The 20,951-nt window shown below is 59.5% G+C and carries 20 protein-coding genes and 1 tRNA gene; 7 read left to right on the top strand and 14 right to left on the bottom strand.

Annotation, left to right across the window (positions count from 1 at the left end; all coding sequences use genetic code 11):
- Nucleotides 1-44: 44 nt before the first annotated feature.
- The 13 genes from AC1DCP_RS02025 to AC1DCP_RS01965 form a co-directional block, all read right to left on the bottom strand.
- Nucleotides 45-1,892: a methyl-accepting chemotaxis protein gene (locus tag AC1DCP_RS02025; protein ID WP_112153170.1), complete on the bottom strand. Its 1,848-nt coding sequence runs from the start codon at nt 1,890-1,892 to the stop codon at nt 45-47.
- A 148-nt stretch (nt 1,893-2,040) separates the two neighbouring features.
- Nucleotides 2,041-2,742, bottom strand: a complete 702-nt coding sequence (gene visR, locus AC1DCP_RS02020; protein ID WP_162696116.1) for a transcriptional regulator VisR — start codon at nt 2,740-2,742, stop codon at nt 2,041-2,043.
- A gap of 58 nt (nt 2,743-2,800) precedes the next feature.
- Nucleotides 2,801-3,532: a transcriptional regulator VisN gene (visN, locus tag AC1DCP_RS02015; RefSeq protein WP_003515014.1), complete on the bottom strand. Its 732-nt coding sequence runs from the start codon at nt 3,530-3,532 to the stop codon at nt 2,801-2,803.
- A gap of 372 nt (nt 3,533-3,904) precedes the next feature.
- Nucleotides 3,905-5,587, bottom strand: a complete 1,683-nt coding sequence (gene fliF, locus AC1DCP_RS02010) for a flagellar basal-body MS-ring/collar protein FliF (RefSeq protein WP_065688350.1) — start codon at nt 5,585-5,587, stop codon at nt 3,905-3,907.
- Between the two features lie 131 nt (nt 5,588-5,718).
- Nucleotides 5,719-6,102 carry a chemotaxis protein CheT gene (gene cheT, locus AC1DCP_RS02005; RefSeq protein WP_003515012.1) on the bottom strand — a complete coding sequence of 128 codons (384 nt, stop codon included), beginning with the start codon at nt 6,100-6,102 and terminating at the stop codon, nt 5,719-5,721.
- A 14-nt stretch (nt 6,103-6,116) separates the two neighbouring features.
- Nucleotides 6,117-6,662: a chemoreceptor glutamine deamidase CheD gene (gene cheD, locus AC1DCP_RS02000; RefSeq protein ID WP_003515010.1), complete on the bottom strand. Its 546-nt coding sequence runs from the start codon at nt 6,660-6,662 to the stop codon at nt 6,117-6,119.
- The gene (gene cheY2 / locus AC1DCP_RS01995) at nt 6,659-7,048 is read right to left on the bottom strand and encodes a chemotaxis response regulator CheY2 (RefSeq protein WP_003515008.1); all 390 of its coding nucleotides are present in this window, start codon (nt 7,046-7,048) and stop codon (nt 6,659-6,661) included. The genes cheD and cheY2 overlap by 4 nt, the downstream gene beginning before the upstream one ends.
- On the bottom strand, nt 7,048-8,103 hold the full coding sequence (gene cheB, locus AC1DCP_RS01990; protein ID WP_013635453.1) for a protein-glutamate O-methylesterase CheB: 1,056 nt from the start codon (nt 8,101-8,103) through the stop codon (nt 7,048-7,050). Before cheB ends, cheY2 begins: the two co-directional genes overlap by 1 nt.
- The gene (gene cheR, locus AC1DCP_RS01985) at nt 8,100-9,008 is read right to left on the bottom strand and encodes a protein-glutamate O-methyltransferase CheR (RefSeq protein ID WP_065688351.1); all 909 of its coding nucleotides are present in this window, start codon (nt 9,006-9,008) and stop codon (nt 8,100-8,102) included. Before cheR ends, cheB begins: the two co-directional genes overlap by 4 nt.
- Nucleotides 9,009-9,021: 13 nt before the next feature.
- Nucleotides 9,022-11,289 (bottom strand): chemotaxis protein CheA, encoded by a 2,268-nt coding sequence (locus AC1DCP_RS01980; RefSeq protein ID WP_065688352.1) that lies wholly within the window; start codon nt 11,287-11,289, stop codon nt 9,022-9,024.
- A 16-nt stretch (nt 11,290-11,305) separates the two neighbouring features.
- The gene (cheY1, locus tag AC1DCP_RS01975) at nt 11,306-11,671 is read right to left on the bottom strand and encodes a chemotaxis response regulator CheY1 (RefSeq protein ID WP_003493773.1); all 366 of its coding nucleotides are present in this window, start codon (nt 11,669-11,671) and stop codon (nt 11,306-11,308) included.
- Nucleotides 11,668-11,967 (bottom strand): STAS domain-containing protein, encoded by a 300-nt coding sequence (locus AC1DCP_RS01970; protein ID WP_013635450.1) that lies wholly within the window; start codon nt 11,965-11,967, stop codon nt 11,668-11,670. Before AC1DCP_RS01970 ends, cheY1 begins: the two co-directional genes overlap by 4 nt.
- Nucleotides 11,967-13,574 (bottom strand): globin-coupled sensor protein, encoded by a 1,608-nt coding sequence (locus AC1DCP_RS01965; protein ID WP_081308557.1) that lies wholly within the window; start codon nt 13,572-13,574, stop codon nt 11,967-11,969. Before AC1DCP_RS01965 ends, AC1DCP_RS01970 begins: the two co-directional genes overlap by 1 nt.
- 504 nt (nt 13,575-14,078) lie before the next feature.
- Between AC1DCP_RS01965 and AC1DCP_RS01960 the strand changes: the two genes are divergently transcribed.
- The 7 genes from AC1DCP_RS01960 (at nt 14,079) to mnhG (ending at nt 20,563) form a co-directional block, all read left to right on the top strand.
- Nucleotides 14,079-14,456: a hypothetical protein gene (locus AC1DCP_RS01960; RefSeq protein WP_026330635.1), complete on the top strand. Its 378-nt coding sequence runs from the start codon at nt 14,079-14,081 to the stop codon at nt 14,454-14,456.
- Between the two features lie 106 nt (nt 14,457-14,562).
- Complete coding sequence (locus tag AC1DCP_RS01955) at nt 14,563-17,481, top strand: monovalent cation/H+ antiporter subunit A (protein ID WP_065658358.1); 2,919 nt, start codon at nt 14,563-14,565, stop codon at nt 17,479-17,481.
- Complete coding sequence (locus AC1DCP_RS01950; RefSeq protein ID WP_003514993.1) at nt 17,481-17,816, top strand: Na+/H+ antiporter subunit C; 336 nt, start codon at nt 17,481-17,483, stop codon at nt 17,814-17,816. Before AC1DCP_RS01955 ends, AC1DCP_RS01950 begins: the two co-directional genes overlap by 1 nt.
- Nucleotides 17,813-19,459, top strand: a complete 1,647-nt coding sequence (locus tag AC1DCP_RS01945) for a monovalent cation/H+ antiporter subunit D (protein WP_013635446.1) — start codon at nt 17,813-17,815, stop codon at nt 19,457-19,459. The genes AC1DCP_RS01950 and AC1DCP_RS01945 overlap by 4 nt, the downstream gene beginning before the upstream one ends.
- Nucleotides 19,456-19,944, top strand: a complete 489-nt coding sequence (locus AC1DCP_RS01940) for a Na+/H+ antiporter subunit E (protein ID WP_003514990.1) — start codon at nt 19,456-19,458, stop codon at nt 19,942-19,944. Before AC1DCP_RS01945 ends, AC1DCP_RS01940 begins: the two co-directional genes overlap by 4 nt.
- Nucleotides 19,941-20,222: a K+/H+ antiporter subunit F gene (locus tag AC1DCP_RS01935; RefSeq protein WP_003514989.1), complete on the top strand. Its 282-nt coding sequence runs from the start codon at nt 19,941-19,943 to the stop codon at nt 20,220-20,222. Before AC1DCP_RS01940 ends, AC1DCP_RS01935 begins: the two co-directional genes overlap by 4 nt.
- Nucleotides 20,219-20,563, top strand: coding sequence for a monovalent cation/H(+) antiporter subunit G (gene mnhG, locus AC1DCP_RS01930; RefSeq protein WP_003514988.1), 345 nt, complete (start codon nt 20,219-20,221; stop codon nt 20,561-20,563). Before AC1DCP_RS01935 ends, mnhG begins: the two co-directional genes overlap by 4 nt.
- 246 nt (nt 20,564-20,809) lie before the next feature.
- On the opposite strand, the gene AC1DCP_RS01925 is transcribed toward mnhG, so the two are convergent.
- Nucleotides 20,810-20,885 (bottom strand) — tRNA-Phe (locus tag AC1DCP_RS01925).
- Nucleotides 20,886-20,951 lie beyond the last annotated feature (66 nt).

The raw sequence follows: 20,951 nt of genomic DNA, 5'->3' as shown, positions 1-20,951 counted from the left end.
GACCTTGCGATCCGGGAGCTCTTCGACTTTCAAAAATTCTACTGTCAGGCTGCGCGGCTCAGTCGATCCTGGCCAGTCGCTGAGCCCTGCTCCATCTGAAAACGCTGAACCAGATCGAGCAACGCTTCCACTTCGCCCGACAGCACCCGGCTGGCTGCGCTCGACTGTTGGGCAAGAGCCGCGTTCTGCTGGGTCATCTGATCCATCTGGTTGACGGACCCGTTGACGTTGTGGAGCGCGGAGGACTGATCCTGCGTCGCCGTCGCGATGGTTTCGACATGCTGGCTGACGGCGACAATCTGATGGCTGATGGCTGAAAGAACCGTGCCCGCTTCCTGCACCAGCTTCGATCCGGAGCTCACCTCATGCGTTGACTGGTTGATGAGCTGCTTGATTTCACGGGCCGCGTCTGCGGAGCGTTGTGCAAGTTCACGCACTTCCTGCGCCACGACCGCAAAACCTTTGCCCGCCTCGCCCGCACGCGCAGCCTCGATGCCGGCATTGAGGGCGAGAAGGTTGGTCTGGAACGCGATGTCATCGATGACCTCGATGATCTGCTCGATCTTGCGCGAGGCGTCTTCGATACGGCCCATGGCGTCCACGGCATTGCTGACGACCGAACCGGAACTGTCGGCGCTCTGTTTGGTGATGCGGACGGCCTCGTTGGCTTCGCGCGCCCGCTCGGCCGACGATCTGACCGTTGCGGTGATTTCCTCGACAGCGGCTGCCGTCTCTTCCAGCGAGGCTGCCTGATTCTCCGTGCGCTTCGACAGATCGACCGACGATTGCTCGATTTCAAAACCGCTATGCTGGATGACCAGGGTGCGCTCGCGGATTTGCCCCAGCGCATCGCGCAGGTTGAGAAGGGATTCGTTGAAGTCCGTGCGCAGACGATCCAGACGGCCGTTAAAGGGTGTCTCGATCGTCCGGCTCAGATCACCGCGCGAAAGCCTGCCGAGGCCGGACGCGATCTCGCTGACTGCGAATTCGATCTGGCCGTCCAGCTCCTGCTTCTCGGCATCGTTGCGGTGACGCTCCGATTCCGCCACGAACCGTTCCTCGGCGCTTTTGCCCTCGATCGCGAGTTTCTCAAGCGCATTCTCGCGGAATATCACGAGAGCGCGGGCGATGTTGCCGAATTCATTGGTATTGGTGGCATAGGGGATCGGCGTATCGAGATTGCCGTCCGAAAGAGACTTCACCGCATCGGTAAGCTTGCCTAGAGGCTGCAGGGTGCGCCGGATGACGAAATAGGCGAGCAATCCCACGCCGACCATGGCAACTGCGCCACAGATCAGCATCAGGTCGCGCAGGCCGAAAATCTGGGCTTCGTAGACGGCCATGGGAACGCCCACGAAAAGAATACCGACGGTCGCTCCGGACTTGTTGAGAACCGGCATGTATCCGGTCATGTAATTGGTGCCGAAAAGCGTGGCGGCGCCGAAATAACCCTCACCATTGGAAACCTTTTCGAAAGCGGGATGGTCGGTGGCGAGCTTCGTGCCCGCTGCTCTCTCGCCCTTTTCGTTCTTCAGATTGGTGGTCATGCGAATATAATCGCCGGCCTTGGCTTCAAAAACCGTCGCGATGCCGCCATTACCGGCAGCCGTGCGGTCGACGAGATCATTGTCGCGCAGTGTCCCGATGCTGGCGCGGCCGATACTCTTGAGCTCTCCATCCACCATTTCGAGGGCCACGCCGCCGACCTTCATCTCGTAAAGGATCGCCATGCCGCGCATCGCGCTGTGCGTGTCACGCAGCGCAGTGGTGATGATATTGTCCTTCAGGCGAATGTATGTCGAAAAACCAACTGCCGCGACGCTGAGCGCAATCAGGCCGATCGTCAGCACGACGACCTTACCCGCAACGGACTTAAAGAGCCGGTTGTGCATGAAACAGTTCCCCAAAACCAAACTTATAAAAGTTCTAGTTGGCAACTGTTAAAAAAACGCGAAGTACCGATAGCAGCTTTTAGAGTGGATTACACAAGCCGCGCCGGCGCCTGCCGGCTTATAGGGACGGGAAAGCCCGCCCCCTCAATCAATGGATATAGCCGAGCCGGATGGCCTTTGCGATCGCCTGGATACGGTTGACGGAATCGAGCTTGATCGTCGCTGAACCCAGATAGGCGTTGACGGTGTGTACCGAAAGCCCGAGCTTCACCGCGATTTCTTCGCTGATACGGCCATCACCCGCCAGTTGCAGACAGGCGATTTCCCTTTCGCTCAACGCTTCAGACGGTGCCACCTTGCGCTCATCCAGCGCCAGCATATCGACCATGATCTCGCAGCATTTGATGTGCTGTTCGATGACGGCCTCGTTGTCGAGAACGAGGTTGCTGCCACAGAAAACGATGTAGCCGTTGCCGATCGTGCCGAGCCGCACCGGCAAAGCCAGTCCCGCATAGGGCAATGTATCGTTCTCGATCCGGCGCATCAAAGCCGGCACGTCAGGAAGATCGGCAAAACCGCCGGCGTTCTTGTTACGCCAGATGACCGGCAGCAGCGATGTCTCGATATGATCCAAAAGAATATCGCCGACCGCGCGGATGAACTGCGCGCTCTGTTCGGCGGCATTCATGCCCCAGTTCTCCAGCTCGCAGGTGAGCTTCTTCTTGTTGGGGAAGCCGGAGGCGGCAGCCTTCGTCACCACGAAATTACGTGCGCCGACCAGTTTCTGCATGGCGACCAGCTTCGGAAACAGATCCGACCGGCTTGTCACAACAGGGCTGCGGTAAAACATACCGCTGCTTTGACTCGTACCCTCATTATCTTTCGTCTGTACCATGGGTCCCGACCATCTATACGAGGTTGTTGCGCACGGCGTAGGCGATTGCCTCCGAGCGGGTTTTCGTCGCGGTTTTCCGCATCACGCTTGTAATGTAATTATTGATCGTATTGCGCGAAATGCCAAGTATCATCGCAATTTCGTCACTTGTCTTGCCTTCCGCGATCCAGAACAGGCACTCAAGCTCACGTTCTGTGAGGTCGATGTCACGCACGGCCTTTGCTTCGCTGGCAATGCCGAAGCTGACGCAATAGCCGGTCAGAAGCGCGATTTCGCGCAGACGGTCCGGCGAAGGAACCGAGTGTTCTGGAAACAGCAGCAGAAGCGAAAGACGAATGCGGCCCACACAGAAGGAAAGCGCCGAATATTGCCGGTCGATGCCGAAAGGGACAGAAACGTCGTCCGGAAGAACAAGCAATCGCGGCTGCAGAAGCGAAAGGCACTTTTCCATTTCGCTTGATCTGTTCTGGCTGTTGGCGAGTTCGGCACCAAGCCTGCGCACCAGATCGAAAGGCCAGTCGGATGTGATGATGAATTTCAGTCCGGTTTCTTCGAGAAGATCCTCCCGCGCCAGCAGATAATGCGAGGCGCCGGCGTAGGTTACGAGCAGATCCAGCGCGCCTGAAACGTTGCCGGCAGCGGCCGAGGCTGCGACGTTCTTGGCAAGCTGGTCGCGTGGCAAGGGCTTACCCATGCCCTCCATAGGCTTGGCAGACAGCCTGCGGATATCAACATCGACTTTCAATCGCCTACGCCCTCTTGCTCCCAACGGGGAGATTATACCTCGGGATGGAATCATTCCATTCGAGAAGCTTACCAAAATGGGATGGTGAGCCCCCGGAGACCGAATCACTTCATTTTATGGAACGGACTGGGATTTGCCATTACCTGACACCAGCCTTTCCACGTATTTCCTTGTTCGTCTATTCCTAAAAAACATACTGAAAAGCTGACCAATCCATAAACGGCATTCTCAGCCTATTCCCAGCAAACTGTATCGTTGCTGAATTTTTTGTAAACAGTGTCCCAAAGCGGGAATGCGACGGCGCGCGGCGCCAAGATACCAAAGAACCCGGAAATGCGCAAAAGGCCGGGATAACCCCGGCCTTTTTCAAAATCATGCAGCTTTTTCCACTGCCCATTTGCGAAGTATCTTGGCTGCGCGTTCTTCGCTGATTTCCACCATGCGGGAGAGCCTGCGCTCGGGTCCTTCGCGAACCCGGCGGTTGAAGGTGCCTTCGCTGTCGCCGCCCGCCAGAAGATCGTCGGTGCTGTCGAAGCCGAAATCCGCCCCAAACCCTTCCATGAGACCACCAGCACCCGCATCCATGCCGGGAGAGAAATCCGGCAGTTCGAGGCCTGCGGTCTCCTGGCTGATCTGGCCTGCTGCCGCGCCGTTGCCGGTGACCGTACGAACCAGAGGGCGTACACCGAGCCAGACGACGAGGAAAGCAACAGCGACGAAGGCGAGCGAGTTGATGATGCCTGCCGAATTGCGGCTGAGCACTTCCATGATGCCCGGCCCGCTTGCGGCTTCGTCGAGCAGCTGCGTTTCGAGGAAGTCCATCGCCGTCAGCGTGACGATATCGCCGCGATCGGAGGAAACTCCCGCAGCCGAGGTGACGATCTTCTGCATTTCGGCAAGATAGGCGTCGATCTTGGCCTGGTCGACGGGTTCGCCGACCATCTTGGCGATGCGACCCTTGTTTACGACCACGGCGACCGAAATCTTCTCGACGGTATAGCCATTCTTGACGGTGGCGACCGTTTTGGAATTGATTTCGTAGTTGGTCTGCTCTTCCTTCTTGGCAGACTGGTCGGAAGACTGCGGGCCACCTGCGCCGCCCTGGGGCGCTGCCTGCGGTACGTTCTGTTCCACGGTCGCGGCCGTATCGGGCTGCGTTTCCTGGGACTTCTGGTCTTCCTTAACGGTGCGGACGGAGCGCTCGACGCGCGATTCCGGATCGTAGACGGTTTCTTGAATCTGCCGGCTGTCGGTATTGAGCTGCGCCGTCACGCTGGAGCGGAAATTGTCCATGCCGAGGAAAGGCGCCAGCGCCTTGTCGATATTGGTGGTGATTTCCTGCTGAACGTTCTGCGCCAGCGTCAGCGAGCGGTTCATGGCGGCGTTGGTGACGTCGTCACCGGAAGCGAGAAGCTGGCCGGTGGAATCGAGCAGCGTCACGTCATCGACTTCAAGGCCGGGAACGGCCGATGCGACGAGATGACGGATGGAAGCGGACGCCTTGCGCCCGGCGGTGGCATTGGCTCGAATCATGACCGATGCGGTGGGCTTCTGCTCACCGCGGCGGAAATTACCGACATCCGGCATGACGATATGGACGCGTGCGGCCGCAATTCCGTCGATCTGCTGAATGGAGCGGCTGATCTCACCCTCAAGCGCGCGAACCCGGGTCACTTCCTGCATGAAGGAAGTCAGGCCGAGAGAACCGACATTGTCGAAAAGCTCATAACCGGCATTGGCACTGTCAGGCAGGCCGCGCTCGGCCAGAAGCAGCCTTGCCTTGCTGGTGAGGCCGACCGGAACATGGAGGCTGGCGCCATCCGTTCCAACCTGAAAGTCCAGCCCCGCTTCGGCGAGTGCAATGCTGATCTTGTTGAGGTCGCTTTTTTCAAGTCCCACATAAAGGGTCTCGTAAGCGGGACGGTTCACGTAAAGTGCTGCTGCAAGGATAATGGCCATGGACAAAATGCCCACGCCGCCCAGCATCAACAACCGTGTCTGACCCAGCGCCGCGAAATTCTTCAAGACCTGAGGGATTTGATTTAACAGATTCATTCTGTTCCGCACCGTCATTCATAGAGTCCGAGACCTTTTGGCCCCGTAATGACAATAGGGTGCGAAGCTTGCGCGAGCGTTGCCTTTATCCGCAATCCGCGAAAGGAAGGGAACCGCCAGATGAATGCTGTCTAGAACAGATCGAAGTCGCCGGCGACCTTGTCCAGCGGCTGCGAATGGCCGTGGCGGATGGCTGCGCCCAGCGCCTTTTGCATTTCTGCCAGCTTGACGAGGCTGAGCGCGGTCGAGACATCCACGATCCAATCACCGGGAATAGAGCCGGTGACGGTATCGATGAACTCGGCAAGGCCGCGGGTTTTCTGGACGGCAAGGTCGATGCCCTGCAAGAGCTTGACGCCATCGCTGGACAATTCGCCGCTTGTCGCTTCCAGCAGTTGCGGCTCGATGCGCTCGATCAGATAGGCGACATCGTGCAGTTCCGATACCACGCGCATCAGAACGTCGGGCAAGGCTTCTTCGAACGGAGTGGTGCCGGTGTTGTTTGCAATCTGCATTGGAAACTCCGTGACTAGAAAAATTCGATGTCGTTGGCGACGGGCTTGGGGGCCGGCACCGGACGCGTTTCCATGGCGACCGTCTTCTGGGTTTCCGCGCCGCTCAGCGGATGCTGTCGTGCACGGCCCGAAACCGGCCAGAACTCGATCTTGCGGCCATGATCCCCGCCCGTGGAGGAGCTGATGACCGGTATGCCTTCATCCTTCAGAAACTGCATGGCAAAGATGGCGTTCTGCTCACCGACATTGGAGAAGCTGGCAATCGTTTTTGCGCCGCCGAAAACCTTCGCCTCCAGCCGGTCGCGGCGTGCGCCCTTCTTTAGAAGACCGTTGATCAGCAGTTCCATGAGATGCACGCCATAACGCGTCGCATCCCCACCGGTCACGTTGCCCGTTCCCGGCAGCAGGAAGTGGTTCATTCCTCCAATGCCGGCAACGGGGTCTCTCAGACAGGCGGCCACGCACGAACCGAGTATCGTCGTCATGACCACGTCGGGATCGCTGACAACCTTGTACTCGCCCTGAATGATATGTACGCGCTTGGCCGCAGCTTCAATCATTTCAGCGATCCGAAAACCGCTTCGATGGCTGCGCGCATCTTGTCGATGGTGAAGGGCTTGGCCAGCACGTTGTTTGCGCCGAGCTGCGCTGCCTTCTGCACCAGCGCACGGTCGCCCTGTGCGGTGAGGATGATGAAGGCCGCCTTTTTGAGGGTCGGGTTGGCCCGCACGGCGTGCAGAAAACCGAGGCCGTCCATCTTGGGCATGTTGAAGTCGGAGATAACGAGATGATGGGGCTGCTGCTCCATGATCTTCAATCCCTGCTCGCCGTCGCCAGCGGCAGTGATCTGCTTGAAGCCGAGCTGTGTCAGCGCATCGCTGAGCAGCAGCCGGCTGGTCACCTGATCGTCGACGATCAGAACTTTGATCTTTTCTGCGAGAGACATTAGTCAGCACCTTCTTTGCGGGCAGTGGTTAGTTTCAGGATTTCTTCGCCGATTGAGGCCAGCGGCAATTGCAGTTCAACGGCGCCAAGTTCAAAGGCCACTCTGGGCATGCCGTAAACGACACATGTTTTTTCGTTCTGGCCGACGGTGCGCGCACCGGCATGCCGCATTTTCAGCAGCCCGGCCGCGCCATCGCGGCCCATGCCGGTGAGAATGACGCCGACGGCGTTGCGTCCGGCAAGCTCGGCGACCGAATCGAACAGCACATCAACTGAAGGGCGATGGCCGTTGACGGGATCGCGCTCGATAAGCCGGCAGCAGGGCGCGTTACGATTGGAAATCTGCAAATGGCGTTCACCGCCCGGCGCAAGGTAGATCTTGCCGGTCTGCAGGCGCGCCCCATCCGTCGCCTCTTCCACGACGGGTGCGCAGATGCGGTTCAGCCGTTCCGCGAAACTCTTGGTGAAAGTCGGCGGCATGTGCTGGGTGATAACCGTCGGCGGACAATTGGCCGGAAACTTCTGGAGCACGGCAATCAGTGCCTCGACACCGCCGGTGGAGGAGCCGATGGCGACGACTTTGCGGCCGGCACGATAATCGCTGACCGGGGTCGGCTGGGCTGCGACAACGGGTTCCGGGCGCGCCGCGCGGTAAGCTGCGTGTTGCGACCGTGCGGCGGCCTTCACCTTGTCGGCCAAGTCGCCGAAGGGGCGCGCATCGCCTGGAGCCGGCTTGCCGACACAGTCGAAAGCACCGATTTCAAGCGCGGCGAGCGAGGCATCCGCGCCGCGGTGCGTCAGGGACGAGACCATGATGACCGGCATCGGCCGCAGTCGCATGATCTTTTCGAGAAACTCGAGGCCGTTCATTTCCGGCATCTCGATGTCGAGCGTCACGACATCGGGATTGAGCTGCTTGATGGCGGCGCGCGCTTCCATGGCATTGCCGGCCTGCCCAACCACCTCAACCTCCGGATCGGCCTTGAGGACGGCGGAAATCAGGCCACGCATGGTGGGGGAATCATCGACGACGAGGACCCGTGCGAGTGCGCTCATGCCTTCCTCCCGGACGTGTGACCAATGTAGCGGTAGGTGGTGATGCCGGTATTGTCGAACAGGTTCTTGGCGTCGCCGGACACTCTTTCGGAATGGCCGATGTAAAGATGACCGCCTTCCGGCAGCAGGCCTGCAAAACGCGTCCAGATACGCATCTGGGTCGGCTCGTCGAAATAGATGACGACGTTGCGGCAGAAGATGACGTCGAAGTTGCCCTTGAAGGGCCATTGCGTCATCAGGTTCAGTTCATTGAAGGTGATGAGGCGCTTGACCTTGTCATCGATGCGGAACTTGCGGCGACCGCCGGCATCAACTTCCGTGAACCATTGCTTGCGCATCGCGGGAGACACGGTTTCGAGAGCGTTGTCATCGTAAACGCCTGCACGGGCCTGCGCCAGGATCTTCGGATCGATGTCGGTCGCCAGAATCTTGAAATCGTAGTCCGCCGCATTGGGAAACATGGCGAGCACGGTGAGCGCAATCGAATAGGGCTCCTGCCCGTCTGAACAGGCGGCCGACCAGATGCGGACGCGCCCGCCAGTCTTTGCCCTTGCAATGAGGCCCGGCAGGACCTCGTCGCGCAGGTGTTCGAAATGGTGGTTCTCGCGGAAGAAGCGCGTGAAATTCGTCGTCAGGTGCGACAGCATTTCGCGGCGTGCAGCCGCTCCATCGGGCGATGACACCAGTGCGCAATAATCCCGAAACCCGGCCAGTCCGAGATTGCGGATATGCTTGGACAAGCGCGAATAGACCAGCGACGCCTTGGTGTCGTTGAGATAGATGCCCGCATCCGCGTAGATCATCGCAGCGATCTCCGACAAATCGCGTCTCGTCAGCGGATATTCGCCGCTGGCAAGAACGTCATCGGGAGACTGTCGCTGATCGCTGAGATTAAGTGCTGCCATTGGATATCCGCCTTCAACCCGTCGCCGCGAGTGACATTTCCTGTTTCAGTGGCTGCCCGCGCGAAGCGCTGACGATGGCGTCGACATCCAGAATGAGCGCAACGCGTCCGTCCCCCAGAATGGTGGCGGCGGCAATGCCTGGAACATGGGTATAGTTGGCTTCCAAAGACTTGATGACGACCTGGCGCTGTCCCTGGATCGCATCGACCATCAGGGCGCGCTGGCCGCCGCCTTCCGATTCCACCAGAAGCGCCACGCCTTCCACAGGATCGGCCTGGGTCGGACGGAAGTTCAGAACGCGTCCCACGTCGACCAGCGGGCAGAAAGAGTTGCGGATGGAAATCAGCCGCTGGTTGGCGCCGAAGGAGTGAATGTTCTTCGCTTCCGGCTGCAGGGTTTCCACGATTGCCGTTAACGGAACGACAAGCGTCTGGCCGGCCACGGTTACCACCATGCCGTCGAGAACGGCAAGCGTCAGCGGCAGGCTCATGGTGAAAGTCGAGCCAAGACCGGGGCGCGAGGAGATGTTGATGCGGCCGCCGAGCGCCTGAATGGAACGCTTGACCACATCCATGCCGACACCACGGCCGGAAATGTCGGAAATCTTGTCTGCGGTAGAGAAGCCCGGCGCGAAGATCAGATTGTCGATCTCCTCATCCGTGAGGTTCGCATCGGCGGCAATGAGATCGTTGTCGATCGCCTTCTGGCGAACGCGCTCGCGGTTGATGCCCGCGCCGTCGTCCTGAAGCTCGATCAGGATGCGGCCCGACCGGTGCTTGGCCGAAAGCTTGATGGTGCCTTCCGGGTTCTTGCCAGCGGCTTCGCGTTTTTCCGGCGTTTCGATGCCGTGGTCCACCGCATTGCGGATCATGTGCGTCAGGGGTTCGGCCAGCTTGTCGATGACCGTCTTGTCGACTTCCGTGTTCTCGCCTTCGGTAACGAGGCGGATCTGCTTGCCGATCATGTCGGCAACTTCGCGAACGATACGCGACATGCGCTGGAAGACAGGCTTCACCGGCTGCGCACGGATCGCCATGACGCTGTCCTGGATTTCGCGCGTCAATTGCTGGAGTTCGTCGAGACCCATGTTGACGGCAGACGTGCCGCTCGCATCGTTTTCGATGACGCTCTGCGACAGCATCGCCTGATTGATGACAAGCTCGCCGACGAGGTTGATCAGGCGGTCAACACGGTCGAGATCGACACGGATGGTCTGGCCGGCGCTTGCATTGGCCGCGGCATGGGCATTCGCCTGCGCTGCGGCCGGCGCTGCCGCAGCCTCACGCTTTTCGATGGCGGCGTTGACGCTCTGGGCGATCTGCGTCGTTGCGACGGCAGCCTCGACGACTGCGGCAACGTAAGGCTCTTCGGCCCCGGCGGTCACAACGGCCGGTTCCCCTTCCGCATCACCGTCGAGAGCCGACAGGTCGAACGGAACCGGGATCATCGGCAGCTCTTCCGCATCCGCAGCGGTTTCCGAAAGAATCGGGGTGATTTCGAGATCGCAATCCCATTCGGCGAATTCGAAGACGCTGCGGATACCCTCTTCACCCTTGTCGGTCGAGATCGAAACCGTCCAGGAGAAATAGGACGCTTCTGGATCGAGCTTGTCGAGCGGGGGTAGTTCCGACAGGTCGCAATTGACGCTCATCTCACCGATGCGCGAGAGATCGCGCAGGAGAAGGGCTGCTTCATTGCCTTTCGAATAAAGCGATGCGTGCGGCTTAAAGGTTATCTGGAAAGACGGCGTCTCCATCAACGGCGTCGTTTCATCGGCAAAGTCCGAGAAGGAGAACGGGATCGGCTCGAAACCGCTATCGTCCGTCGGCTTGGGCGCAACGGGTTCCGGCATCTTTGCGACAACCGGCGCTGCCACCGGCGCGGATGCGTGGACGGTTTCGCCGTTGGCCAGGGCTTCCAGTTCCTTGACGAGGCCACGGGTGCGGCTTTCGTCGACGCTGCCGCCGTCTCTTGCCGCATTGGTCAGGTCCGCCAGCACGTCGGCGGAACGCAGCATGACTTTCAAGACGTCCTGTGTCGGTTCCAGCTTGTTGGAGCGAACGCAGTCGAGGGTCGTTTCAAAAACGTGGGCGAAGGCCACGAGATCATCCAGACCGAAGGCACCCGCCCCGCCCTTGATGGAATGAACGGCACGGAAAACGGCGTTGACGGTTTCCGGATCACGGTCACCGTCATTCAATTTAAGAAGCCCCGATTCCAGTTCCGCGAGTTGTTCCTCGCATTCCTGGAAAAAGATTTCCTTGATTTCGTTCATATCCATCGTGAAATGTCCCGTATCAGGCAGTTACGCGTTCAATGGCATCGATGAGCTTCGCAGGATCGAACGGCTTGACGATCCAGCCGGTCGCACCGGCCTGACGGGCGCGGTTCTTCTTCTCTGCGTCGCTTTCGGTCGTCAGAACGAGGATCGGTATGGCCCGGTACTTCTCGTTGCGACGCACACCCTCGATGAAGCCGAAACCGTCAAGACGGGGCATGTTGATATCGGTCACGATGACGTCGGGGTTGCTCTGCTCCAGCACTTCGAGACCCTCAATGCCGTCTTCGGCCTGAATTGTCTCGAAACCGGCATTGTTGAGCGTGACCAGGAGCATGTTCCTGATCGTTCTGGAATCATCCACGGTAAGAACTTTTTTCTTCACTTCTTGATCTCCTTCAGGAGCAAATGATCGATTTCGACGCCTATCAGTTTCATGGTCTTGTCGAATGCATCGGACACTCTGGCAAAACCGAACGGCTTGCCGTCCTCTTCCCAGGACTTCGCACCGGCCATCAGGACCTGGGCGCAAAGCGCACCGATACGTTCCACCTCGGACGCATCCACCGACAAAGGTGCTCCTCTCAGCGTCATCAGCTTGCCGTGCAGCGCCGATGCCTCGTTGAGATCCAGCACCGGTGACAGTTTCAGCGTCGCCTCAGCTGCTTTTCTGGCTGCCATTACATGACTCCTTGGCGTCTGAATTGTTGGTAATCCTGGCCGTAATCCGTGCGGTTATCCGCACGGGCCACAAATGATGTGTCCTGCCGAGCCGTAGCGGCAACAGCTGCCGCCTGTCCCTGACGGGCAATGCGGAATTCGCGAATGGTGCGGCCGAGTTCCAGAATGACAGTGTGAAGCGTATCGGCCTCCGAGGAGCCATTGCCCATATCGGCAAGGTTCCGGTCAGCCTGTCTTTGCTGTTCACCGATGTCGGCAGCGACTGATTCCAATTCGCCGGCGTGCTCTGCCGCGTGCCGGGAGACCTCGGTGATCATGTCGTTGATGCCGGATACCTGCCGGACGACACCGCCGATTGCCTCCTGCGTGCGGTTGACCATGTGCACGCCGCCTTCGACCTGCTTTTTCGTGGAGCCAACGAGGCTTTTGATCTCTCTTGCAGCGTCTGCGGAACGCTGGGCCAATGCCCGGACCTCCTGCGCGACAACGGCAAAACCGCGTCCGCTGTCACCGGCGCGTGCTGCCTCGATGCCGGCGTTGAGGGCGAGAAGGTTCGTCTGGAAAGCGATCTCGTCAATCGTGCCGATGATCCGTCCGATCTGCTCGGCGGATTGCTCGATATCCGACATGGCGTTTATCGCCTCACCGATTGCCTTGCCGCTTTCAACCGCCGCCTCACGGGCATGGGAAACCGCCGTCTCCGCCGCCGAAATGCGGGCGCCGTTTTCGGCCACATCCCCGATCATCGTCTGGATCGCACGGGAGGTCTCGGCAAGGGCTGCGGCCTGCTGGCGGGAGCGCTCCGCCATGGAACGGCCAATGTCGGCAAACCGCGCGCTCAGCGCCTCGGCTTCACCGATGCTGTTTTGCGCCGATGTCAGTGACGCGCCAATCGTCTCGAGTGCCGCATTGAAAGTGGCAGCAACGTCGCGGTAGGCGTCGGGCACGTCGCCGCCGATGCGGGCCTGCAAATCGCCTGCGGCAAATGCCGTCAACGCTTCGCCCAGCAACCTTGCGGCTTCAGAGCGGTCATTGTCACGCTGTTCTGCCAGTTCCCGGCCATGGCGCAGGCGCAATTCATTGAAGCGCAACGATACGGCAATCTCGGTATCGACCATCACCAGACGGACGACGTTCTTGACGGCTTCCGCCAGTTCGCGGCTCTTTTTGCGGTTGCCGGGCAGGATGGAGCGCGGCGCGTGCTCAGTCACCAGACCGCCCAGAAGATGTTCCAGAACGACGGCATGGCTGGCGATCTGCCAGCGCGGATCGAGACCCATGCGACCGGCATTGTCGGAAAGCACTTTCACCCGCTCGGCATAAAGCCCATCGAAACGCGCATCGGTCAGCACGCTCCAGTGCGAGGATTGCAAATCGTGCAGGCGGTCGAGCTGGTTTTCGCTTTCGAAAGACGGCGAACAGTCCGGCATGGACTGGAAACGGTTCATCACATCGCGCAGGCCGGCCTTAACGTAAGGCTCCAGCATGCTGCGATAATTGCGCAGGAAATCGGATTGCGTCTCGTCGAGGCCGGCAAAGCGCAACCGCCCCGCCAGGCTTGCGCCTGCCGATCTCCGCGCTTGTTCTGATGGCAAGTCCTGCCCCAACCGACGACCCCAATAATATGACGGCCGGTAAAACCCGGCCAAATGGCAAGGTTCAGAACGCCAGCACCCTTACGGGGGATTTTTGAACGAACATACCCATCGCGGACGATGCGGCATCGACGCTTGCCTGACCTTCTTGAACCAAGAAACGAAATACCGGATCGGGCCCGGTACGGCAGTGCGGCGTCATGCCTGGAAGGGGAGATAACCCCATTCCGCCGTGGAAATACCATCAATCTTTATGGTTAATTCCTTGCTTGAAAGTTAAGAAACATCAGCACCGGCGTCAAACGGTAAAATTTGTAAAAGCTTTTAGCCATTGTCGCCCCTACTTTGCCGCAAACGGGCAAAAACGAAAAGGAATCGGACGCGACGGGCGGTTTTTCCAGCCTGTGCGCTGGACAAGCGTGTCCGCCTTCCCCTAAAACAAATCAACGGGATATTCGCTCAGCGGTGATGCTTTAGAGAGACCTTTACGATCAAGGAGACGCCAACTTGTTACGGATGGAGAAATGCCGCTGTTCAAGGCGCCATCCGCAAGTGTTGATCGGTCTTGTGGTTGCGAGCCTGCTCGTCATCATCGGCTTTCAGGCGCCATCCGGCATCAAGGCAATCTCAAAGACCAGCCGTCTGGAACGATTGCAGACGGCTGACCTAAGCCACTCCCCCTCGCCTCGCGATAAGGACTGCACCACCGGCGACGATCACGGCTGCAAGGCTCACAACGGTGCTCCGGGGCTTCGCCCCGTCGGTTTTCCCTCGACCATCCTGCGGATCGTGGCTGACGCCAAACCGGCCGTCACGCCTGTTGCCATCGCGCCACAAACTTTCCGAGACTTTGCGAACGTGATTCCAAGAGCACCTCCGCATATTATCTCTTAGTCATTCCGGCGGTCCTCATCATTCGGTTCCTTGCGAACCTTGAGGGATCGGAGTCGTCGGAAACCCGCCGTAGGCTCCAATTCCAGAGAGAAAACCGCCGCCGCATATGACACTTGCAACCGTTCTACCATTTATTATCGCATTGCCGTTCGTCGGCGCTCTCATAACGGCCTTCATGCCGCGCGAAGGCGCGGCCGCAAGCGCGGCCTACGTAGCAAGCGCCGTAGCCCTCTTCGGCCTGGTCGGCAGCATCCTTCTTTATCCAAATGTCAGTGGCGGTGGCGTGCTGAAATACGATGTGGAATGGCTGCCGCAGCTGGGGCTTAATTTTACCCTGCGGCTGGATGGCTTCGCCTGGATTTTCGCGATCCTCATTACCGGCATCGGCCTGCTCGTGGTTCTCTACGCCCGATATTACATGTCGGCCCAGGACCCTATTCCACGGTTTTTCGCCTTTCTGCTCGCCTTCATGGGCTCGATGCTCGGCATAGTGCTGTCCGGCAACGTCATTTTGCTGTCGATCTTCTGGGAAATGACCAGCATCTTCTCGTTCCTGCTGATCGGCTACTGGCACCAGAACGCCGGCGCACGCGATGGCGCCCGCATGGCGCTGACCGTGACCGGCATCGGCGGCTTCAGCCTGCTCGCCGGGCTTCTGATCCTCGGCCACATGGCGGGAAGCTACGATCTGGACAAGATCATCGCGGCCGGTGCCGATATCCGCGCCCATTCCCTTTATCTGCCCGCACTTATTCTCATCCTTGGCGGCGCGCTGACGAAAAGCGCACAGTTTCCGTTTCATTTCTGGCTGCCCAATGCCATGGCGGCGCCCACGCCCGTTTCCGCCTATCTGCACTCGGCCACCATGGTGAAGGCCGGGGTTTTCCTGCTGGCGCGGTTCTGGCCGGTGCTGGCAGGCACGCCGGAATGGTTCTGGCTGGTGGGTGCTGCAGGCGTCATCACCCTGCTGCTCGGCGCCTATTTCGCCATGTTCCAGCAGGACCTGAAAGGCTTGCTCGCCTATTCCACCATCAGCCATCTGGGGCTCATTACCACGCTTTTGAGCCTGGGCAGCCCGCTTGCGGCGGTTGCAGCGATCTTCCACATGGTCAACCACGCCACCTTCAAGGCATCGCTGTTCATGGCGGCCGGCATCATCGACCATGAAACCGGCACGCGCGACATGCGGCGACTTAGCGGGCTTTACACCTATATGCCGGCAACCGCGACGCTCGCCATGGCGGCGAGCGCTGCAATGGCCGGCGTGCCCCTGTTCAACGGCTTCCTCTCCAAGGAAATGTTCTTTGCCGAGGCCGTCGAAACCCACGCGGACTCGCTGCTGGACCGGGCTTTGCCATACGTCGCGACGTTGTCAGGCGCCTTCGCCGTCGCCTACTCGCTACGCTTCATCCACACGGTCTTCTTCGGCCCCAAGCCGGTTGACCTGCCGAACCCCAATCCGCATGAGCCGCCGCGCTGGATGCGTTTCCCGATCGAGTTCCTCGTTTTCGCCTGCCTGATCGTCGGCATCGTTCCGAGCCTGTCGATCGGCCCGTTCCTGCATTCGGCTGTGCTTTCCGTTCTCGGTCCGCAAACGCCCGTCTACAGCCTGTCGATTTGGCACGGTTTCAACCTGCCGCTCATCATGAGTATTGCAGCACTCGGCGGCGGCGTTGCCATCTATGCCCTGCTCGGCGGCTATTTCTCCCGCTGCGACGACGGCCCGCCGATCTTCCGGCATCTTCGGGGACAGCGCATCTTCGAGCGCATTCTCGTCACCGTGTCCTGGAAGTGGGCGCGGTGGCTGGAAAGCACGCTCGGCACCCGGCGCCTGCAGCCGCAGCTGAGGCTTCTGATCCTCGTGGCGATTCTTGCCGGTTTCTCGCCGCTTTTCCTCTCGGAATTTTCATTGTCGCTGCCGCGCGTGACGTCCTTCGATCCGATCTTTGCCATTCTGTGGCTGATCGGCATGATCGCCGCGCTGGGTGCCGCCTGGCAGGCGAAATATCATCGTCTCGCCGCACTCATCATGCTCGGCGTCTCCGGCCTTGTCACCTGCCTCACATTCGTCTGGCTTTCTGCACCCGATCTCGCGATCACCCAGTTGCTGGTCGAAATCGTCACCACCGTTCTGATCCTGCTCGGTCTCAGATGGCTGCCGAAACGCTTCGAGAAGGTGGACAGCAGCGATGAATTGCCGGCGCAGCTTCGCCGCGCCCGTGACTTCCTGCTGGCCGCAGCAAGCGGCATTGGAATGTCCGTCATCGCCTATGCGGTCATGACCCTGCCCGTGCCGAACGCCATAGCGACCTATTTCCTTGAGCGCGCTTATTCGGAAGGCGGCGGCACCAATGTCGTCAACGTCATCCTCGTCGATTTCCGCGGCTTCGACACGTTCGGCGAAATCGCGGTGCTGGCGATCGTGGCGCTGACGGTCTTTGCGCTGCTTCGCCGTTTCCGCCCTGCGCATGAAAGCATCGGGGTGCCGGAACAGCAGCAGATGCAAAACGCCTTCGATGCGGAGCGGCCCGACCGCAGCAAGGGCGATACGGTGCGCGACTATCTCTATGTACCGTCCATCGTCATGCAATGGATGTTCCCGGTTATCGTCACCTTTTCGATCTTCCTGTTCATACGCGGCCACGATCTGCCCGGCGGCGGCTTTGCGGCCGGCATCACCATGGCAATCGCGTTCCTGCTGCAATATCTCGCCGGCGGCGCGCGCTGGGCGGAGGATCGCATCCGCATCCTGCCGCTGCGCTGGATGGGCTTCGGCCTTCTGATGGCGGCGGCAACCGGCATGGGGTCGTGGTACTTCGGCTATCCGTTCCTGACCTCTTATTTCCAGTACACGGAGATACCCTATATCGGCAAAATGCCGACAGCATCCGCCTTGCTGTTCGACCTCGGCGTCTTCTCGCTGGTCGTCGGCTCCACCGTTCTTATTCTTATAGCACTGGCACACCAATCGTTGCGTAACTACCGCGTTCGCACGCCTGAAGCCGCAAAAGCGGAGGACGTGTAATGGAACTCATTCTTTCAATCGGCATCGGCATCATGACCGGCTCCGGCGTCTGGCTGATCCTGCGCCCACGCACTTATCAGGTCATCGTCGGGCTTTCGCTGCTGTCCTATGCCGTCAACCTGTTCATCTTCGGCGTCGGCGGCATCAAGACCAATGCGCCGCCGGTGCTGGTGAACGGCGTCGACAGTTCCACGCTTGCCGACCCCGTGCCGCAGGCGCTGGTGTTGACGGCAATCGTCATCGGCTTTGCGACGACTGCGCTGTTCCTCGTCGTGCTTTTGGCCGCCCGAGGGCTTACCGGCACCGACCATGTGGACGGGAGGGAATCGAAATGATGTCGTTCCCCTTCCACATCGTCATCGCGCCCATTCTGGTGCCGCTGATCACCGCAGCCCTCCTGTTGTTCTTCGACGAGCGCCAGCGCGTGGCGAAGGCCGCCATCAGCCTTGCCTCGACCGCGATATTGCTTGTTGTCGCCATCCTGCTGTTCCGCGAGGTGAACTCGACGGTCAATACCGAGATTGCGGCGGTGGTTTCGAGCGGGGTCTATCTGCTCGGCAACTGGCCGGCGCCCTTCGGCATCGTGCTCGTTGCCGATCGCCTCTCCGGGCTGATGGTGCTTTTGACGGCCTTGCTTGCCATTCCCTCGCTGATCTATTCGCTGGCGAAATGGCATAAGGCAGGCGCGCATTTCCATTCGCTGTTCCAGATGATGCTGATGGGCGTCAACGGTGCTTTCCTGACCGGTGACCTCTTCAACCTCTTCGTTTTCTTCGAGGTTATGCTCGCGGCATCCTATGGTTTGCTGTTGCATGGCTCCGGTCAGCAGCGCGTCAAGGCCGGGCTGCATTACATCGCCATCAACCTCGTCGCCGCATTGTTCTTCCTGATTGGCGTCAGCCTCATCTATGGCGTCACCGGCACGCTGAACATGGGTGACCTTGCCCACCGCATCGACGGCCTCAACCCGGACCAGCGCATGCTGCTTGAAACCGGCGCTGCGGTTCTCGGCATCGCGTTTCTGGTCAAGGCTGGCATGTGGCCGCTGAATTTCTGGCTGCCTTCCGCCTATGGCTCGGCTTCAGCACCTGTCGGCGGGCTGTTTGCTATCATGAGCAAGGTCGGCATCTACGTCATTGCCCGCCTGTCCTTCCTGCTTTTCGGGCAGACGGCCGGGGAATCGGCCGGTTTTGGCCATGATGCCCTGCTTGTCGGCGGCATCGCCACCATCATCTTCGGCGCCATCGGCGTTCTTGCCTCACAGGCGCTTGGGCGGCTGGCCGGGTTTTCGGTTCTGGTGTCCTCGGGAACGCTTCTCGCCGCCATGGGCACCGGCAATCCCACGGTTGCAGCCGGCGCGCTCTATTATCTCGTCAGTTCCACACTCACCATCAGCGCTTTCTTCATGCTGATCGAACTGGTGGAACGCGGGCAGGATGCCGGCGCGAACGTTCTTGCCGTAACCATGGAAGCCTATGGCGAGGGCGAAGAGGAGGAAGAGGAAGAAGAAGTCGGCGTAACCATGCCCGGCACCATGGCAGTGCTCGGGGCGTGTTTTGCAGCCTGCGGCATTCTCCTCGCCGGTCTGCCGCCGCTCTCGGGCTTCATCGCCAAATTCTCCATGCTGACCGCCATTCTCAACCCTTCAGGGCTGGGGGCCAATGACACCGTCTCCACCCTTTCCTGGTGGCTGGTCTTCCTGATTGTCTTTGCAGGTTTCGCCTCTCTGATCTCGATGACCCGCGCGGGGATCCGCACCTTCTGGGCCTCCCTCGAAGGCACAGTACCGCGTGTTCTCGTCATCGAAATAGCGCCCATCATGCTGCTGCTGGGACTGACACTCGCCATGACCGTGCAGGCGGGGCCGGTGATGCGCTACATGCAGGAGACGGCGCGTATTCTCGATCTGCCGGCCAGCTACATTCAGGGCGTCATTTCCGCCCCAAGAGCGGGAACCAATCCGGAGGCGCAGCCATGATAAGCCGTGTCCTGCCCTATCCGCTGCTGACGGTTTCGCTGATCATCTTCTGGATGACGATCAACAGCTTTTCAGCCGGACATCTGCTGCTAGGCACCGGTGTGGCCCTCATCGCCTCCTGGGCTATGGCGTCGCTCCGGCCGGCAAAACCGCGCATCCGCAACTGGCACAAGCTCGTCAAGCTGATCGCGATCGTGCTTTACGACATCGTCCTGTCCAATATTTCCGTCGTGAAGATCATTCTGTTCCAGCGCGAGAGAGACCGCAAATCCGGTTTCCTCGCGGTGCCGCTCGATATTCGCGATCCGATGGGATTGGCCGTTCTGGCGACAATCCTCACCTCGACACCGGGAAGCGCCTGGCTCGAATATAATTCCAGCCAGGGCACGCTTCTGCTTCATGTTCTCGACGATGAGGATGAGGCGGCCTGGATAAGCCTCATCAAGAACCGATATGAAAAACTTTTGATGGAGATATTCGAATGAGTTCGATTATCCTTTTCTGGTCCTTTTCGCTCGCGCAGCTGATGCTCGCCATTGCCATGACGATTTCCGTTTACCGCATCGCCATCGGCCCGCGCGCCCAGGACCGGGTGCTCGGCGTCGACACGCTCTATGTCAACGCCATGCTGCTTCTCTTGACCTTCGGCCTGCGCACCGGCAACGACATCTATTTCGAGGCCTCGCTGCTCATTGCGATCCTCGGCTTCGTCTCCACCGTTGCCCTTTCCAAATTCATGATGCGTGGCGAGGTGATTGAATGAACAATGCCGCAGAATTTCCGCTCTGGGCCGCCATTCTGGTGGCGTTCTTCGTCCTTCTGGGCGCCTCGCTGACGCTGATCGGCACCATCGGCTTTGCCAAGCTCAACAGCTTCTACGAGCGCCTGCACGCACCTACGCTCGGCACCAGCTGGGGCACCGGCGGCATCGTCATGGCCTCCATCATCTATTTCTCCGTCTCCGGCGACCGTTTCGCCTTCCACGAGATCTTCATCGGCATCTTCGTGACGGTGACGACGCCAGTGTCGCTAATGCTGCTGGGGCGTGCCGCACTTTATCGGGACCGGGCGGAGCAGAATACGGATAACCGGGAGCATCTGTAGCACCGCCGACTCAGATAAGTTTTGCGTGAATTACCTTCCTGAAGGTCAAGGAAACTCTCCTGCGACGGGTCTTATCCGATGATCCACCTGCGGGCGGCTTTCCGATTGTTGGACAAGTAGGCAGACTTAACGCATCGAGTTACATCGTCCGCGCTAAAAAACTGATGACAACGGAAGCAATCTGATCTCGCCAGCGCGGGGGAGGCAACACGCATTCAATTCAGGAAAAAATGAAATTAAGAAGAATGGTGCCCGGAGGCGGATTTGAACCACCGACACGCGGATTTTCAATCCGCTGCTCTACCAACTGAGCTATCCGGGCACTTCAGGTCCTTGAAGAACCTCCGCTTTTGGCGGGCGGGGCTGTTTGGTGCCCCGAAAGTGAGCG

Source organism: Agrobacterium sp. 10T429 (assembly GCF_056393925.1).
This window is presented reverse-complemented; position numbering and strand designations above follow the sequence as displayed.

Bases quoted from the DNA above. Each gene is read 5' to 3' on its own strand.
- AC1DCP_RS01955 (WP_065658358.1), top strand. From the start codon at position 14,563: ATGACACTTGCAACCGTTCTACCATTTATTATCGCATTGCCGTTCGTC.
- AC1DCP_RS01940 (WP_003514990.1), top strand. From the start codon at position 19,456: ATGATAAGCCGTGTCCTGCCCTATCCGCTGCTGACGGTTTCGCTGATC.
- AC1DCP_RS01980 (WP_065688352.1), bottom strand. From the start codon at position 11,289: ATGGATATGAACGAAATCAAGGAAATCTTTTTCCAGGAATGCGAGGAA.
- AC1DCP_RS01935 (WP_003514989.1), top strand. From the start codon at position 19,941: ATGAGTTCGATTATCCTTTTCTGGTCCTTTTCGCTCGCGCAGCTGATG.
- mnhG (WP_003514988.1), top strand. From the start codon at position 20,219: ATGAACAATGCCGCAGAATTTCCGCTCTGGGCCGCCATTCTGGTGGCG.
- cheR (WP_065688351.1), bottom strand. From the start codon at position 9,008: ATGGCAGCACTTAATCTCAGCGATCAGCGACAGTCTCCCGATGACGTT.
- AC1DCP_RS01945 (WP_013635446.1), top strand. From the start codon at position 17,813: ATGATGTCGTTCCCCTTCCACATCGTCATCGCGCCCATTCTGGTGCCG.
- visR (WP_162696116.1), bottom strand. From the start codon at position 2,742: ATGTTTTACCGCAGCCCTGTTGTGACAAGCCGGTCGGATCTGTTTCCG.
- cheT (WP_003515012.1), bottom strand. From the start codon at position 6,102: ATGCAGATTGCAAACAACACCGGCACCACTCCGTTCGAAGAAGCCTTG.
- AC1DCP_RS01950 (WP_003514993.1), top strand. From the start codon at position 17,481: ATGGAACTCATTCTTTCAATCGGCATCGGCATCATGACCGGCTCCGGC.
- AC1DCP_RS01960 (WP_026330635.1), top strand. From the start codon at position 14,079: ATGGAGAAATGCCGCTGTTCAAGGCGCCATCCGCAAGTGTTGATCGGT.
- cheY2 (WP_003515008.1), bottom strand. From the start codon at position 7,048: ATGTCTCTCGCAGAAAAGATCAAAGTTCTGATCGTCGACGATCAGGTG.
- cheD (WP_003515010.1), bottom strand. From the start codon at position 6,662: ATGATTGAAGCTGCGGCCAAGCGCGTACATATCATTCAGGGCGAGTAC.
- fliF (WP_065688350.1), bottom strand. From the start codon at position 5,587: ATGAATCTGTTAAATCAAATCCCTCAGGTCTTGAAGAATTTCGCGGCG.
- AC1DCP_RS02025 (WP_112153170.1), bottom strand. From the start codon at position 1,892: ATGCACAACCGGCTCTTTAAGTCCGTTGCGGGTAAGGTCGTCGTGCTG.
- AC1DCP_RS01970 (WP_013635450.1), bottom strand. From the start codon at position 11,967: ATGGCAGCCAGAAAAGCAGCTGAGGCGACGCTGAAACTGTCACCGGTG.
- cheB (WP_013635453.1), bottom strand. From the start codon at position 8,103: ATGAGCGCACTCGCACGGGTCCTCGTCGTCGATGATTCCCCCACCATG.